Raw genomic sequence first — 14,049 nt, 5'->3', positions numbered from 1 at the left:
CCCCTCTCCTCAGTCGCCGAGCCGGTGGAACATCCGGCGGACCACATCGCACGCCCGCCGGGCGGCCGCCAGTCTGCCCTCCGCGTCGATCCGCGGGCCCAGCAGTTCCAGGTCGAACCCCAACGAGTAACCGTCGGCCAATGCCTGCGCAACAACGGTTTCAATCGGGATCACACCGTCCCCGGGCACCGCACGGGCAGGAAGCCCACGGTCGCCGAGCACGTAGTCGCTCAGCTGGATCAGCCGCGTCCGCGGAAGCGCTGCGCGCAGCAGGCGCGCGAGGTCGGCCTCGGCCCAGCAGTGGAACAGGTCGATGCAGATGTCGAGACCGGCCAACTCCGCGAGCGTGATGCAGTCGCGAAGGCTGTGCGCCATGTGGATGTCGGCGTACAGGGCCGAAGCATTTTCGATCGCGAGGCTGATGCCGGCCTGCTCGGCCTCGCGCGCGCACGGCTCGATCGCCGAACTGAATGCGTCGGCGGCCTGCTCCCAGCCGAGCGCGCCGCGACCACCGGTGAGCAGGTAGATGCAGCGGGCATCAACGGACGCGGCAACCTGTATCAGCTGCGACAGTGCGCCGCGGGCGGCGTCGACCGATCTCGCATCGGCAGGCACTAGGCCGGCACCGAAGAGGTGACAGACGGCCTGCACCAGATAGTCACCTGATGCGACAATCCGCCGGAATTCAGGATCGACCAACTCTGTGTCGATCACACTGAGGCACCGCACCCCGAGCTCGGCCCAATTGCGCTGCAGTTCAGCCGGACTCGATCCGAGGAAGGTGACGTCGTGAACGGACAGCTGTTCGCACATGACCGGTCAGTCCCGCTTCTCGATGGCAACGTTGAACCGTTGCCGAAACGGTGCGAACTCGGCGTGCAGATCGTCGAGGTCCTCGCCGATGTCGGTCAGCAGCGAGGTGGAGTAGCGGAACTTGCCGTATCGGTCGCCGCGATTCTGGGCCAGGTAGGTGCGCATAGCAACCTCGGCCTCACCGGTGAGATCCCGTCCGCAGAAGGCGTAGTAGTTCCGTGCGGTCGCGACGGGATCCGCGATGAAATCGAGGTATGGAACGTGCATGATCCGCGGGTCGTCCACCAGCGGGGCGTTCATCGTGTTGGCGATGCTGTCCCGGGTCAGTTCAAGGTGCATTTTTGCGGCAGCCTGCAGATCGACGGGCCCGACGATGCCCTCGAGAATGTCGGCCATCATCATGGTGCGCGATGCGGCGACCTGAACCGGATCACGGTGTAGCCAGAGCAGATTCGCGTCAGGATAGGTGTCGAAGAGTGCTTCAAGACGGAACCCGTGGAATCCCTTCAACACCCAGTACTTGCGTGGCCGGTGGTACTGGCACTGTTGCAGCATCGCCTTATGCAGCCGGTACTGCGCGGCTGGATCGGTCGGCAGCCCGCCGACCAGCGTCTGCATCGGCACTCGCCACCACGCGGTCGGGGTCATCACCCGGAAATCGAACGCCCAGGTGCGTTCGTCTTCCGGGAGACCGTCACCGAGCATGTCGTTGTACGGATGGCTGTGCAGCCATTTGGGCATCTTGGTATTGATCTCCCGCCAGTCGGCGTCTGCTGTGGCCCGGCGCGGGTCATCGGCGCCGGTGAGACCTGGCGGCGGCGATGGATACATCACCTCCCAGAAGCGCAGCGCGCGGCCGTGCGGATCGACCGACATCAGCGCGTGCATCAGTGTGGTACCCGAGCGCGGTTCCCCCGTGACGAACATCGGCTGGTCGATCATCTCCTCGCCGATCGGAAACCGGCTCCGGTCGGCGATCAGTTCTAGTCGCGACGTCAGCAGCCAGTGGCAGACGCGCTCGGCTTCGGCAATTCCCCTGGCCCCCATGCCGATATCGTTGAGGTGGTTGACAGCCAGGGTGAACCGCTCCGGTAGGCTCGGGTCACCGAAATCAACGCAACCCGTCTCGGATCGGGCTCGCGCGAGTAGGGCTTCGGCATTCAGTCGGACACTCATGACCGGACCCCGCATAACGTCAACAGCTCATCCTCGGTTCGGCGCACATTGGCTGCCGACACGGCGCTGAATTCCAGACCGGCCATCGCGCTGTAATCCAAGATCTTCGGAACCCTCAAGCCTGCATCCACATACGACTTGATGGTCCGCGCGACGTGCTTGGGTGTGCCGTGCGGTACGACCGCGAGGATCGCCTCGGGCTCGACCTTCGCCAGGAACTCGACCAGACGTTCCCGGGTGAGCGTCGCGGGGGTGATGTCGTGGAATCCGCCCCAGTTCTCCCCCATCGGATGGTCGAATCCGAAGCGCCGCAACACCGGCGCCGATACCTGTAGCAGAAAGCTCGCCACCAACGGCGCGCGGACGATGCGCTCGAGAGCGGCGTCGTCGTCAGCGATCAGGCAGACCTGCACGAAGCACGGGGTGATCGCCAGTGGATCACGTCCGGCCCGTTCGGCCGACTGGCGCACCGTGGCGAGCATGTCCGCGTAGTGCTCGGGTGTCCAGGCGCCGGCCGGCCACCAGCCGTCCGCGTAGCGCCCGACGATCTCGAGCATGCGCGGGCCGCTGGCACCGATCCAGATCGGCGGGAACCGCCCCTCGTAGGGTTCGGCGTCCAGGCGGGCGTGTTCGAGCCGGTAGAACCGACCCTCGAAATCGACCGGACCCGGGCTATCCCACAGCAGCCGAATCACTTCCAGCGCTTCCTCGAATCGGCTGACCGGCTTCGCGAAATCAAAACCGTACGGAACGATGTTCTCCGCCTCACCGCTGCCGAGACCCAGAATGAACCGCCCGCCGGACAGGTGGTCGACGGTCAGAGCGCTTTGGGCGAGCGAGGCGGGATGGCGGCGCACCGTGTCGACCACACTGGTGGCCAGCGGGACGGTGGTGGTGAGCACGGCGGCGGCCGCGGCGACCGCGATGCCGTCGAGGTGACGGTGGGGTGACGGTGACACGGTGGCCAGGTCGGTGAATTCCGGTGTCCACAGCGAATCCGGCCAGAAGCTCACCATGTGGTCGGGCAGCCAGACCGAGTGGTACCGACCGTCGTCGAGGTCGTCGAGACCCGACAAGTCCAGGGGAAGAGTCGTGCGCAAGAACGCGGCGGGCTTGACGTCCATCAGGCGAACGGCTCCTCGCCCTCCAACTTGGTGCGGTGCAGCAACCGGCCCGACTGCGGGTCGTACGGTGTTGCCCGGTGCATGGTGCCGGTGTTGTCCCAAATGACGAGATCACCGACCGACCATCGGTGACGGTAGACGAATTCGGGCCGTGTGGCCCATTCACGCAGTCGGACAAGCAGTTCCACGCTCTTGCGAAAATCCATGTGAACCACATGGCGAGCCGTGCAACCCAGCACCAGCGACTTGCGCCCAGAGCGGTGAGTCCACACCAGTGGCAGCTCGCGATCCCCGATAGCCATCATCGTCCGCAGAGTCTTGAAGCTGGGTTCGGGGTCGTAGTAGAACAGCGTGTTCCACGCCGAGTGCATCACCCGCAGCGATTCGAGCGCATCCTTGTCAGCATCGTCCAGCGCGTCGTAGGCCGCGTAGGTATTGGCGAACTCGGTATCACCGGAACCGTCCGGGCACACAACCTTGCTGGATAGCAACGAGGCGCGGATCGGCACCTCGTTCATGGTCCCGTCGATGTGCCAGTAGAGCGAGCCCTTCAGATAGTCGGCCAGCTCGTTGATGCTGGTGTCCAGCGTGACGGAGTAGACCTGTTCACCCGTGCGCTCGGGTGCGAATGTCCCCAGCGTCTGCGTGAACTCGATCTGCTCGGAGTCACTGAATCCGATTCCCGGGAACACCAGCACACCACGGCGTTCGAGGAGGTCGCGAATAGTGTCGGCATGCACGCCGTTGAGCAACTCCGCCTTGGGCGCCCGGATTTCGGACGCGATGGCCGGTGCGATATCGACGACCGACAATGCCATGGGCGAAACTATACACAGGCGTACAGTTACCGGGGTAGAACTCCGCGTAAGAACAAATCGACCGCGTGCAGCAGACGTCGGCGTTCTTCCCTACGGCTGCGGTAAAGGCCGAAATCTGCCAGTCGGGCGGGCAGGACCTCGACCATTGCCAGGAAGTGCTCGGCGGCGAGTTCGATGTCATCGACGTCGATGGCACCGGCCGCTACGTGTTGCCGCAGCAGATCCATCACCTGCTGCTGGCGACGTGCCCAGCCCAGAGAGTCGGCACTGAGCGCGAATTCGGGAAAGCGATGCGCTTCAGTTCGCGCGATTCGATGCAGCTGCACGATGTCCGGATCAAGTGCATGACGCAGCGCGCCCTGGCCGATGGCGATCAAGGCGGCGCGCAAATCTCTCTTGTCGACGGTGTCGTCCGCGTCGACCGGCACGGCACGGCTGAACGCCCACGGGATGACATCGAGGAACACGGCACGCTTGTCGGGGTAGCGGGCATACAGCGTGGGCTTGGCGATTCCGGCGGCGTCGGCGATCGCCACCATCGTGGTCGCGTCGTAGCCGTTCTCCAGGAAGGTGCGCACCGCGGCTTCCCTGAGCCGCTGGTGAAGGGCGGCGGCCTCCACCTGTGGCGGCCGACCGCCCCGCCGCTGCGCCGGCGATGCCTTTGCCATTCGCGAGAGTTTACGTCGCGGTCTATCACATCGGCGGCGACCGTCTGAGTCTGTCTCCCGCGCAGCGCCAGTTCGCTAACCTATGCCGGTGACCGACGAGGCAGCGGACATCGAAGCGATCAAACAGCTGAAAGCCCGGTACTGCCGTCTACTCGACACCAAAGACTGGGCGGGCTGGCGGGAGGTCTTCGCAGACGACTTCGTCAGCGACACCACCGCGTCCGGCGGAGTGCTCATCACCGGCGCCGACAACATGGTCGCGTTCATCAAGAAGACTCTCGGCAAGCCCTCCCAACCCACGGTGCACCAGGTGCACGCCCCCGAGATCGCGCTGACCTCGCCGACGACCGCGTCAGGTATCTGGGCACTGAATGATGTTGTGCGCCTGGCCCCCGGGGTCAACCTCGCGGGATACGGCCACTATCACGAGACCTACGAGAAGGCCGACGGCCAGTGGCGGATCAAGACGTCGACGCTGACCAGGCTGCGCGAGGACGTGTTCAATCCCCTTTTCTCTGTCCGGATTTCGCCACGCTTACGCGACTCCGCGGCGCGGCTGGCACGAAAGCGAGGCATGGTCTGATGTCGCAGCGCACAGTTCTGGTCACCGGAGCGTTCGGTCAAGTCGGCTGGCGCACGGCAGAAATCCTGTTACACCGGGGGTACACCGTCGTCGCCACGGATCTGCCGACCGAGACGTCCCGGACCGTCGCTGCCCGACTGGCCGCCGCGGCACACCCCGGAACCTTCCTGCCGGTGTACGCCGACCTGACCGACGCCGACGCGGTGAAGGGAATGCTCACCGAGCATTCTCCGAGCGCTATCGTGCATCTGGCCGCGATGCTTTCGCCTGCCTCGTACCGCAATCCGAAGCTGGCCCGCCGGGTCAATGTCGGCGGTACCACCAATCTGGTCAACGGCGCAGCCGTGCTGTCTGCGCCGCCGACGATGGTGTACGCGTCGAGTGCGTCGGTGTACGGATCCCGCAATCCCTACCGCTACCCCGAATTGATCACTCCGCAGACACCGGTGAATCCGATCGACCAGTATGGCGAGGACAAGGTGCTGGCCGAGAAGGTGATCACCGACAGCGGCTTGCCGTACGCGATGTTGCGCCTGGCCGGTGTCATCTCCCCCGATGCCGCAGGCTCGATGAACAGCGACTACCTGGTTCTGATGCGGGCCACTCCCGGCGACAACCGGTTGCACACCGTCGACGCCCGCGATGTCGCATTGGCCTTCGCCAACGGAGTGGACCGCGCCAAGGCCATCGCAGGCAAGGTGCTGTTGATCGGCGGCGACGACACCCACCTGCACACCCACCGCGACGTCGAAGACGACATGATGTCCGCGATGGGGCTGGGCCGACTGGGGACCGGTGCCAGTCTTCCCGGTGACCCCGACGATGACCGGGGGTGGAGCTTCACCGGGTGGTATGACACAACGGAATCCCAAGCGCTGCTGGACTTTCAAGAGCACCCCTGGTCCGAGACCGTGGCCTGGGTATCCGGTTCGCAAAGCGGCGCACTGAAAAGCGTTCTCGCACTGGCCGGACCGGTCATCAGGCCGGCGTTGCGGCTGGTGCTGGCCGCGCAACGCCGCCAAGAGGGCCGCGGCAAGTACGCCGACCCGTGGAACTTCATCGCCGGGAAGTACGGGCCCGAAATCCTGGCCGGTGCCGGCAACTAGGCATCTCAGTTCGAGAAGGCCTGGCAACACAAATATCCGAGAACCGGTTCTCGGATGGTCGCGAGAGGAGCCGACGTGTCAGGACGGTGCGCGGGCAAGGTGGCATTGGTGACCGGCAGCAGCCGGGGCCTCGGCAAGGCAATTGCGCAGCGACTGGCCGCGGAGGGCGCCACCGTGGTGCTGACCGCCCGCACCGCAGAACCCGATCCGAAATACGACGGCTCACTGGTGCAGACCCAGCAGGAGATCGCCGACGCCGGCGGCACCGCGGTCACCATCGCTGCGGACCTGTCCGACTCCGCGGACCGCGAGCGGTTGTTCGCCGAGGCCGTGGCTCAGGTCGGCGCCCCCGACATCGTCGTCAACAATGCCGCGGTGACCTTCCTGCGCCCACTGGACGGCTTCCCCGAGCGGCGGGTCCGGTTGATGCTGGAGATGCACGTCGTTGCACCGCTGCACCTGACGCAGCTCGCCATCCCTGCCATGCGGGAGCGCGGCCGCGGGTGGGTGCTCAACCTCACCTCGGTCGGCGGCGATCTGCCCCCGGGACCGCCGTTCTCCGAGTTCGACCGCACCGCCGGGTTTGGGATCTACGGCACGGCCAAGGCCGCGATGAACCGGATGACGAAAAGCCTTGCCGCCGAACTGTACGACGACGGTATTGCGGTGAACGCCGCCGCGCCGACCAACCCTGTCGCCACTCCGGGTGCCGGCACCCTGGACCTGGCCAAGACCGATACCGAGGACATCGAGCTGATCACCCGGACCGCGTTGGAGTTGTGTACCTGCGACTCGTCGACCGTGACAGGGCGCATCGTGCAGACCCAGACATTTCTTCGCGAGATCGGCGTACTGAACTGACAACCGATCTCCTCGACGAGCTGCAGACCCGTCTTGCCCCCCGGGGGATTTCCGGACTGCGACCGTTGGCCGGTGGGGCGTCGAGCCTGACCTTCGCCGGTGATCTCGCCGATCGTCGCGTCGTGGTGAAGGTTGCCCCGCCCGGTCATGCGCCCATCGCGCACCGCGATGTCCTCCGCCAGGCCAGGATCATCCGAATCCTGGAGGGCACCCAGGTTCCGGTACCGGAGATCCTGTTCGACGACGCGGGCGAACCCCCCGAGGTCCCACCGCTGTTTGTGATGTCGTTCGCCCCCGGAACGTCGGTGGAGCCGCTGTTCGACACCGACGACGCGGGTCCCGAGCCCGCTGTCGCCGCGCGGTTCCGTCACGCCGCACGGACACTGGGTGCGCTGCACGAGTTGACCCCTGCCGAGCTCGGCCTCGCCGCGGAGCCCGTCGTCGCGCCCGTGGCGGAGGTCGACAAGTGGTGTCGCACATTGGAAACGGTGGATCCGGCGCTCGCCCCCGATTGGCAACAGGTTGCGGCCGCGCTACGGGCTGCCACCCCGTCCCCGATCGCGCCTGCGATCGTGCACGGCGACTTCCGGTTGGGCAACATGCTGGCCGGCGAGCAGGGCATCACCGCTGTGATCGACTGGGAGATCTGGTCAGTCGGCGATCCGCGTGTCGACGTGGGCTGGTTTTTGATCAACTCCGACCCGGACACCTATCGGCGAGCCACGCCCCATCGCGGGACGACCCCGCCGGTGCGGGAACTGGTCGCCGAGTACGAGGATGCGCTGGGGCGCGACGCGCCTCGGCTGGCGTGGTTCCAGGCGCTCGCCTGTTTCAAATCGACGGCGACCTGGTCGCTGATCGTCAAACACAACCGACGCCGACCTGCACCCGACCCTGAACTGGAGGCGATGGTCGCGACCCTGCCCAGACTGCTGGCCCGAGCTGCGGACCATCTCGGCTAGGACAGCCGAACCGCGAAGCGGTGCAGCGTTTTCCACAGTTCCGCGTTCGTCCACAGGTCGGTTTGGCGTCGGTCTTTTTGTCGGTGGGCGGGCGTAGTGTTTCGAACATGGGTTCGATCAGTGTGGCGTTGGATGCGCTGGACGCCGCGGTCGAACTCCTCGGTGCCGCCGATATCGAGGAACTGCCTGCGCCGCAACGCTTCGCTCCCATCGAGCGGCTGGAAAGTGCGATTCGGCGCCTGGTCGCGGCCTCCCACGAGCAGGTCACCCATCTGGATCGCTACCAGGGCTGCCCACCGATCCCGATCGTGTTGGCCGATGTCTTGCGGATCAGCCGCGGCGCCGCCAAACGCCGACTGCGTGATGCCGAGCAGCTGACGGCCCGCACCGCGCTGACCGGTGAACCCTTGGCGGCGCTGCTGCCGGAGACCGGGAAGGCCTGGGACGCCGGGCTTCTCGACGGTGAGCATGTGCGGGTGATTCAGAAGTTCTTCCGCGATCTGCCCGACCATGTCGGGCCGGTCGAGATCGAGAAGGCCGAACGCACCCTGGCCGAACACGCCCACACCATGCGTCCCGATCAGCTGGAGAAGATCGCCGACCGCCTCGCCACCCACCTCAACCCCGACGGCAGATTCTCCGACGAAGACCGGGCCCGCAAGCGCGGCTTCGTGTGGTGTGGCGGTCAACGCCCGGACGGCATGAGCGTCGCGAAGCTGGTAGCCGATCCAGAACTGCGGGCGATGCTGGATGCCTGGCTGGCGAAATTCGCCGCACCCGAACCCGACGACCTACGCAGCCACGCCCAACGCCAGCACGATGCGCTCGCCGAATTGGTGCGCGGCCGGCTCGGTGACCCCAAACTCGGCCAGCACAACGGCCTTCCCGTCACCGTCATCGTCACGACCACGTTGCAGGAGTTGCAGGCCGGGGCCGGGCACGCCGTCACCGCGGGCGGCACCCTGCTGCCGATCACCGACCTGATCCAGATGGCCACCCCCGCCCACCACTATCTGGCCGTCTTCGACAGCGTCACCGGCCAATCACTCTGGCTCGGCCGTTCCAAACGCTTGGCATCCGCGGACCAGCGCATCATGCTGTTGGCCAAGTACCGTGGCTGCACCGCACCCGGCTGCACCGTCAACGGCTACAACAGCCAAGTCCACCACGCCGCCAAGGACTGGAAACACGGCGGCGCCACCGACATCGACGACCTCACCCTGGCCTGTAAGTGTGACAACCTGCTCGTCGAAAACGACGGCTGGACCACCCGCCAACTCGCCAACGGACACACCGAATGGATTCCGCCGCACGATGTTCCGCTCATCGGCGGCACCAACGACTACCACCACCCTGAACGTTTCCTGCCCAACGACGACGAAAAGGACTAGCCGCGCGGAATGCCGGCCAGCTTGTCGGCGAACTTCTCCTCGGCGGCGGCACGCAATCGGAGCAGGTGCTCGGAGGGAAACAGGTCCGGCGCCGGTTCGCGGTTCTTGAGCAGCAGCCTGGCCAAGGTCACCTTGTGTACCTCCGTCGGCCCGTCGGCGAGCCCCAGCACGAACGACTCCGTAAGGTACTGCACGAACGGCATCTCGTGGCTGGTGCCCAGCGAACCGTGAATCTGCAGCGCGCGCGCCGAAACGTCATGCAACACCTTCTGCATCATCGCCTTGACAGCCGAGATGTCGGCTCGCACCGCCTTGTAGTCGTTGTACTGGTCGATCTTCCACGCGGTCTGCAAGGTCAGCAGCCGGAACGCCTCGATCTCCATCCAGGAGTCGGCGATCATCTCCTGCACCATTTGCTTGTCCGCCAGCACACTGCCCTGGGTGTAGCGCGACACCGCCCGCTCGCAGATCATGTCGAAGATCCGCCGCACCAGGCCGACGGTGCGCATCGCGTGGTGAATTCGGCCGCCACCCAGGCGGGTTTGCGCCACCACGAACGCGCCACCACGCGGGCCGAGCATGTGGTCGGCGGGCACCCGCACGTTCTCGTACCGCACGTAACCCTCGCGCCCGCCGCCCCCGATCGGCTGGTACCCCAGCCCGACATCGCGCAGGACGTTGATGCCGGGGGTACCGCCGGGCAGCACGAACATCGAATACCGCTCGTAGGGCGCGGCATCGGGGTCCGTCATCGCCATCACGATGATGAACGACGCCTTCGACGCGAACGACGAATACCACTTCTCGCCGTTGATGACCCAGTGGTCGCCGTCCTGCACAGCGGTGGTCTCGAAGATCTTCGGATCCGCGCCGCCCTGCGGTTCGGTCATCGAAAAGCAGGAGATGATGCGGTTGTCCAGGAGTGGCTCGAGGTAACGCTCCTTGAGCTCCGGCGTGCCATAGTGGGCGAGGATCTCACTGTTGCCCGAGTCGGGTGCCTGCGAGCCGAAAACTATTGGCGCGCATTCCGACCGGCCGAGGATCTCGTTGAGTAGCGCCAGCTTCACCTGACCGTAGCCCGGGCCGCCGAGATGCGGGCCGAGGTGAGTTGCCCACAGGCCACGGTCTTTGACGATCTGCTGCAGCGGCGGAATCAGCGCCTGACGTACCGGGTCGGTGAGGTCATGGGATTCTGTGACGATGTAGTCGATCGGCTCACACTCCGAGCGAACGAACTCCTCGACCCACTTCAGTTGATCCGCCCACTCCGGGTCAGTGGAGAAATCCCACGACATATGCTTCGTCCCTTTCGATTACGACCGGCTGGATCTGCGAGCTGCCGCATCATCGGTCGCATGGCTGAGAACCTGATTGCGGTTCTCCAACTCCAGCGCCTGGCCCAACCCCGCGGCGGCGATGTTCACCTGCAGCGCCCGCTTCGTCAGCTGAACACCGAACGGCGCCAGATCGGCAACCCCACGGGCGATGTCGACGGCTCGCTCGGCAAGCTTCTCCGGCTCCACCAGTTGGCTCACCAAGCCCCGACGGTCCGCCTCCTCGGCAGACACGGTGCGGCCGGTGAGCATCCAGTCCGCGGCGACCCCCGCCCCGACGATCCGGGGCAAGTGATAGCTCATCCCCATCTCCGCACCGGACAGCCCGAGCAGGATCGCCGCGTTCCCGAATGTGGCTGCAGTGGAACATATCCGGATATCGGCGGCGAGGCTCAACGCCAGCCCGGCCCCCACGCACGCTCCGTTGACCGCCGCGATCACCGGTTGCGGCAGGTCGGCGACCGCGCGCACCAGGCCCGCCATCGCCTCCTGGAACCGCATCCGGTCGATAGCGGGGGCCTGGGCGTCGAGCATGCCCGGGCCGAAGTCACGGATGTCGATACCCGAACAGAAGCCGCGCCCGGCGCCGGTGATCACCACCGCGTGTACCGACGTGTCCCGCGCCAGCGAGGCCAGCAGCAGCGCAAGCTCGTCGCGCATCACCTCGTTGATCGCGTTGAGTTGTTTCGGACGATTGAGCCGGATCAGCACGACGCCGGGTGCTGGCGTCTCGAGTTCGAGGGTCTCGGTCATCAGACTCGCTCGATGACGGTCGCCGTGCCCATCCCACCGCCGGTGCACATGGTGACCAAGCCGGTGGTGAGGTCCCGGCGCTCCAACTCGTCGAGGACGGTGCCGATCAACATGGCCCCGGTGGCCCCGATCGGATGTCCGAGCGCGATCGCTCCGCCGTTGACGTTGACCCGTTCGGGGTCCAGATGCAGATCGCGAATCGTCTTGAGCGGCACCGCGGCGAACGCCTCGTTGATCTCCCAGAGATCGATGTCGCCGACGGTCATCCCGGCCTTGGCCAGAGCGCGCTCGGCGGCCGGGCCGGGTGCGGTGAGCATGATGATCGGCTCGCTGCCGATCGCCGCGGTGGCGCGAACCCGCGCACGCGGCACCGCACCGTGAGCCCGCGCCCACTCCGCGGACGCCAGCGTCACCACCGCGGCACCGTCGACGACGCCCGACGAGTTGCCGGCATGGTGAACATGGTCGATGCGCGCCACATCCGGGTACCGGCTCAGACAGATCTCGTCGAAGCTGAGGTCCTCGCCGTCCAGGTTCGCTGCGCCCATCCGTTCAAAGGCGGGTGGCAGCTTGGCCAACTTTTCCGCTGTCGTACCCGGCCGCGGGTGCTCGTCGGAGTCCGCGACGACCTCCCCGTCACGGCCCCGCACCGCGATGATCGACCGGTCGAAGTGCCCGCCCGCGATGGCCGCTGCGGCGCGGTCCTGGCTGGTGACCGCGAACGCGTCGACGTCCGCCCTGCTGAATCCCTCCATCGAGGCGATCAGGTCCGCCGAAACACCCTGCGGCACGGTCGGATACAACCGCCGGAAGGCCGGATTCGCTCCGTCGATCGTCGGCGCACCGACGCTGACGTTCCAGCGTGACATCGATTCCACGCCGCCGGCCACCACCAAATCCTGCTGGCCGCCGGCGATCCCGGCGGCCGCCACCGTGACGGCCTGCTGTCCGGATCCGCAGAAGCGGTTCAACGTCATCCCCGGGACCGTCTGCGGCCAGCCGGCCAGCAGCAGCGACAGCCTGGCGATGTCGTCACCGTGCTCCCCCGCCAAGATGCCGTTACCGGCGATCACATCGTCGACGGCGGCGGGGTCGAAGCCGAGCCGATCGACTGTCGCGGTGAGGCACTGCGCCAACAGATCCTGCGGATGCACACCGTGCAGCGCGCCGTCGGGGCGGCCACGGCCGCGAGGAGTGCGCACCGCGTCGAGGATGAGTGCGTCCCTGATGGCCGGCCCCCTTACTGGGAATGCTGCTTCGCCGAAAGCGAGAATCGAGTTCTCTAAGCGCACTGTTGCACAGAAGGTCCCACCACACAAGAAACCGTCCACCGGGACGACTTCGCCATGTCAAACTGAGCCATGCGCTTTGTCCGGGTGGGTTCTGCGATCGCACTGGCTGCGGTGTGCGTGGCCGCTTCGTCGGCTCCGGCCGGCGCCGAAGAGCCACTGCACCAAGTCACATACAGCGTGTTCTCGGAACTGCCGTTCCGGGCTGCCGACATCTATTACCGGGACACCGAGCCCGCGAACTGGTCGGACTACAGCCACGACCCCTACGTGTTCAGCCCGAAGGTCGAGGCGGACATCGGCCCCACCAAGAAGTGGGTGCTCAACGTGACGTTGGCGAACCCCGACGAGTGGGCGATGGTGGCGGCCACCAGCGGGCTATCTCCCACCCCGCCGAACGTTCACTGCGTACTTGCGGTCGACGGCGTCGTCGTCGCGGAGAACTCCGGGCCCAAGGGCGCGCTCTGCTCGCTGCGCCACTGGTGAGCTGAGTCGTCCACCGGCAGCGGCGGTCCTTCCATCAGCGTGAGGTAGCGCTCCACGAGTTCCATGGTCTCCGCGTGGCCCGCGGTCACGCCGAGCGCCTCGCCCAGCATGACCACCGTCGACAGACCGGTCAGCAGGATCGACCAGACCACCGGCGGCACTTCACTGGGCAGCACACCGTGCCGGTCCAGCGCGGTCACGAACACTTCTCGCTGCTGCTCGCGGAACAGCTCGGCGTATCGCGACATCTCGGTGCGCAGCGCCTTGCGATGGTTGGCCAGCGCCGCCATCTCCATCGTCAGACGGCTGGCGTCGGGGTTGATCCCGAATCGCCAGAGCGCCCACAACGGTTGCGGCGAGGCGAGCGCCACCCGGTGGGCTTCCATTCCCTGATCGGCGTAGCGGCGGAAGATCTCCAGGAACAGGTCGTCCATCGTGCGGAAGTAGTAGTGCACGAGTTGCGGCTTCAGTCCCGCTTTCTCGGCGACCCGGCGTGACGTCACCGCCGCGTAGCCCTCTTCGATCAGCAGCTGTTCAGCGGCGTCCAACAGCACCGCACGATTCTTCGCGTCGGGCGCACCGATCCGCCGCGCCGATGCCATCTGCCACCTCTGCTCTGTCCACGACCGCCGATTGAACACGCCGATAGTACGTGGGCCGATGCGATCCAGCCTTGACCACGTAC

At 66.2% G+C, this 14,049-nt stretch carries 15 protein-coding genes; 6 read left to right on the top strand and 9 right to left on the bottom strand.

From position 1 onward, the window contains the following. Positions 1-9 precede the first annotated feature (9 nt). Genes AB4879_RS02200 through AB4879_RS02180 form a run of 5 tightly spaced genes read right to left on the bottom strand, consistent with a single transcriptional unit; the run spans position 10 to position 4,599 of the window. Positions 10-813, bottom strand: a complete 804-nt coding sequence (locus AB4879_RS02200; RefSeq protein ID WP_370506237.1) for a sugar phosphate isomerase/epimerase family protein — start codon at positions 811-813, stop codon at positions 10-12. A gap of 6 nt (positions 814-819) precedes the next feature. Then, positions 820-1,989: a sulfotransferase gene (locus tag AB4879_RS02195; RefSeq protein WP_370506236.1), complete on the bottom strand. Its 1,170-nt coding sequence runs from the start codon at positions 1,987-1,989 to the stop codon at positions 820-822. After that, the gene (locus AB4879_RS02190; protein WP_102808705.1) at positions 1,986-3,113 is read right to left on the bottom strand and encodes an LLM class flavin-dependent oxidoreductase; all 1,128 of its coding nucleotides are present in this window, start codon (positions 3,111-3,113) and stop codon (positions 1,986-1,988) included. Before AB4879_RS02190 ends, AB4879_RS02195 begins: the two co-directional genes overlap by 4 nt. Then, positions 3,113-3,931: a TauD/TfdA dioxygenase family protein gene (locus AB4879_RS02185; protein ID WP_370506235.1), complete on the bottom strand. Its 819-nt coding sequence runs from the start codon at positions 3,929-3,931 to the stop codon at positions 3,113-3,115. The genes AB4879_RS02190 and AB4879_RS02185 overlap by 1 nt, the downstream gene beginning before the upstream one ends. A 26-nt stretch (positions 3,932-3,957) precedes the next feature. Next, positions 3,958-4,599, bottom strand: a complete 642-nt coding sequence (locus AB4879_RS02180; RefSeq protein ID WP_370506234.1) for a TetR/AcrR family transcriptional regulator — start codon at positions 4,597-4,599, stop codon at positions 3,958-3,960. A gap of 88 nt (positions 4,600-4,687) precedes the next feature. On the opposite strand from AB4879_RS02180, the gene AB4879_RS02175 reads away from it, so the two are divergent. The 5 genes from AB4879_RS02175 (at position 4,688) to AB4879_RS02155 (ending at position 9,502) form a co-directional block, all read left to right on the top strand. After that, complete coding sequence (locus AB4879_RS02175) at positions 4,688-5,182, top strand: nuclear transport factor 2 family protein (RefSeq protein ID WP_370506233.1); 495 nt, start codon at positions 4,688-4,690, stop codon at positions 5,180-5,182. Beyond that, on the top strand, positions 5,182-6,288 hold the full coding sequence (locus tag AB4879_RS02170) for an NAD-dependent epimerase/dehydratase family protein (protein ID WP_370506232.1): 1,107 nt from the start codon (positions 5,182-5,184) through the stop codon (positions 6,286-6,288). The genes AB4879_RS02175 and AB4879_RS02170 overlap by 1 nt, the downstream gene beginning before the upstream one ends. Before the next feature lie 75 nt (positions 6,289-6,363). Then, positions 6,364-7,149 (top strand): SDR family NAD(P)-dependent oxidoreductase, encoded by a 786-nt coding sequence (locus AB4879_RS02165; RefSeq protein ID WP_370506231.1) that lies wholly within the window; start codon positions 6,364-6,366, stop codon positions 7,147-7,149. Next, positions 7,146-8,111: a phosphotransferase family protein gene (locus AB4879_RS02160; protein ID WP_370506296.1), complete on the top strand. Its 966-nt coding sequence runs from the start codon at positions 7,146-7,148 to the stop codon at positions 8,109-8,111. Before AB4879_RS02165 ends, AB4879_RS02160 begins: the two co-directional genes overlap by 4 nt. A 107-nt stretch (positions 8,112-8,218) precedes the next feature. Beyond that, positions 8,219-9,502, top strand: coding sequence for an HNH endonuclease signature motif containing protein (locus AB4879_RS02155; RefSeq protein ID WP_370506230.1), 1,284 nt, complete (start codon positions 8,219-8,221; stop codon positions 9,500-9,502). Here the strand turns inward: AB4879_RS02155 and AB4879_RS02150 are convergent. The 3 genes from AB4879_RS02150 to AB4879_RS02140 are packed head-to-tail and all read right to left on the bottom strand — an operon-like array spanning position 9,499 to position 12,818. Next, positions 9,499-10,797: an acyl-CoA dehydrogenase family protein gene (locus AB4879_RS02150; protein WP_370506229.1), complete on the bottom strand. Its 1,299-nt coding sequence runs from the start codon at positions 10,795-10,797 to the stop codon at positions 9,499-9,501. The genes AB4879_RS02155 and AB4879_RS02150 overlap by 4 nt on opposite strands. Before the next feature lie 18 nt (positions 10,798-10,815). Next, positions 10,816-11,589, bottom strand: coding sequence for an enoyl-CoA hydratase/isomerase family protein (locus tag AB4879_RS02145; RefSeq protein WP_370506228.1), 774 nt, complete (start codon positions 11,587-11,589; stop codon positions 10,816-10,818). Further along, positions 11,589-12,818, bottom strand: coding sequence for an acetyl-CoA C-acetyltransferase (locus AB4879_RS02140; protein WP_370506295.1), 1,230 nt, complete (start codon positions 12,816-12,818; stop codon positions 11,589-11,591). The genes AB4879_RS02145 and AB4879_RS02140 overlap by 1 nt, the downstream gene beginning before the upstream one ends. A 132-nt stretch (positions 12,819-12,950) precedes the next feature. Here AB4879_RS02140 and AB4879_RS02135 point away from each other — a divergent pair, with 132 nt between their 5' ends. Beyond that, on the top strand, positions 12,951-13,364 hold the full coding sequence (locus AB4879_RS02135; protein WP_199190091.1) for a hypothetical protein: 414 nt from the start codon (positions 12,951-12,953) through the stop codon (positions 13,362-13,364). Here the strand turns inward: AB4879_RS02135 and AB4879_RS02130 are convergent. Beyond that, positions 13,280-13,966, bottom strand: a complete 687-nt coding sequence (locus AB4879_RS02130; protein ID WP_036344143.1) for a TetR/AcrR family transcriptional regulator — start codon at positions 13,964-13,966, stop codon at positions 13,280-13,282. The two genes, AB4879_RS02135 and AB4879_RS02130, sit on opposite strands and share 85 nt — an antisense overlap. Positions 13,967-14,049: the final 83 nt, after the last annotated feature.

Source organism: Mycobacterium sp. SA01 (genome assembly GCF_041287105.1).
Lineage (GTDB): Bacteria > Actinomycetota > Actinomycetes > Mycobacteriales > Mycobacteriaceae > Mycobacterium.
This window is presented reverse-complemented; position numbering and strand designations above follow the sequence as displayed.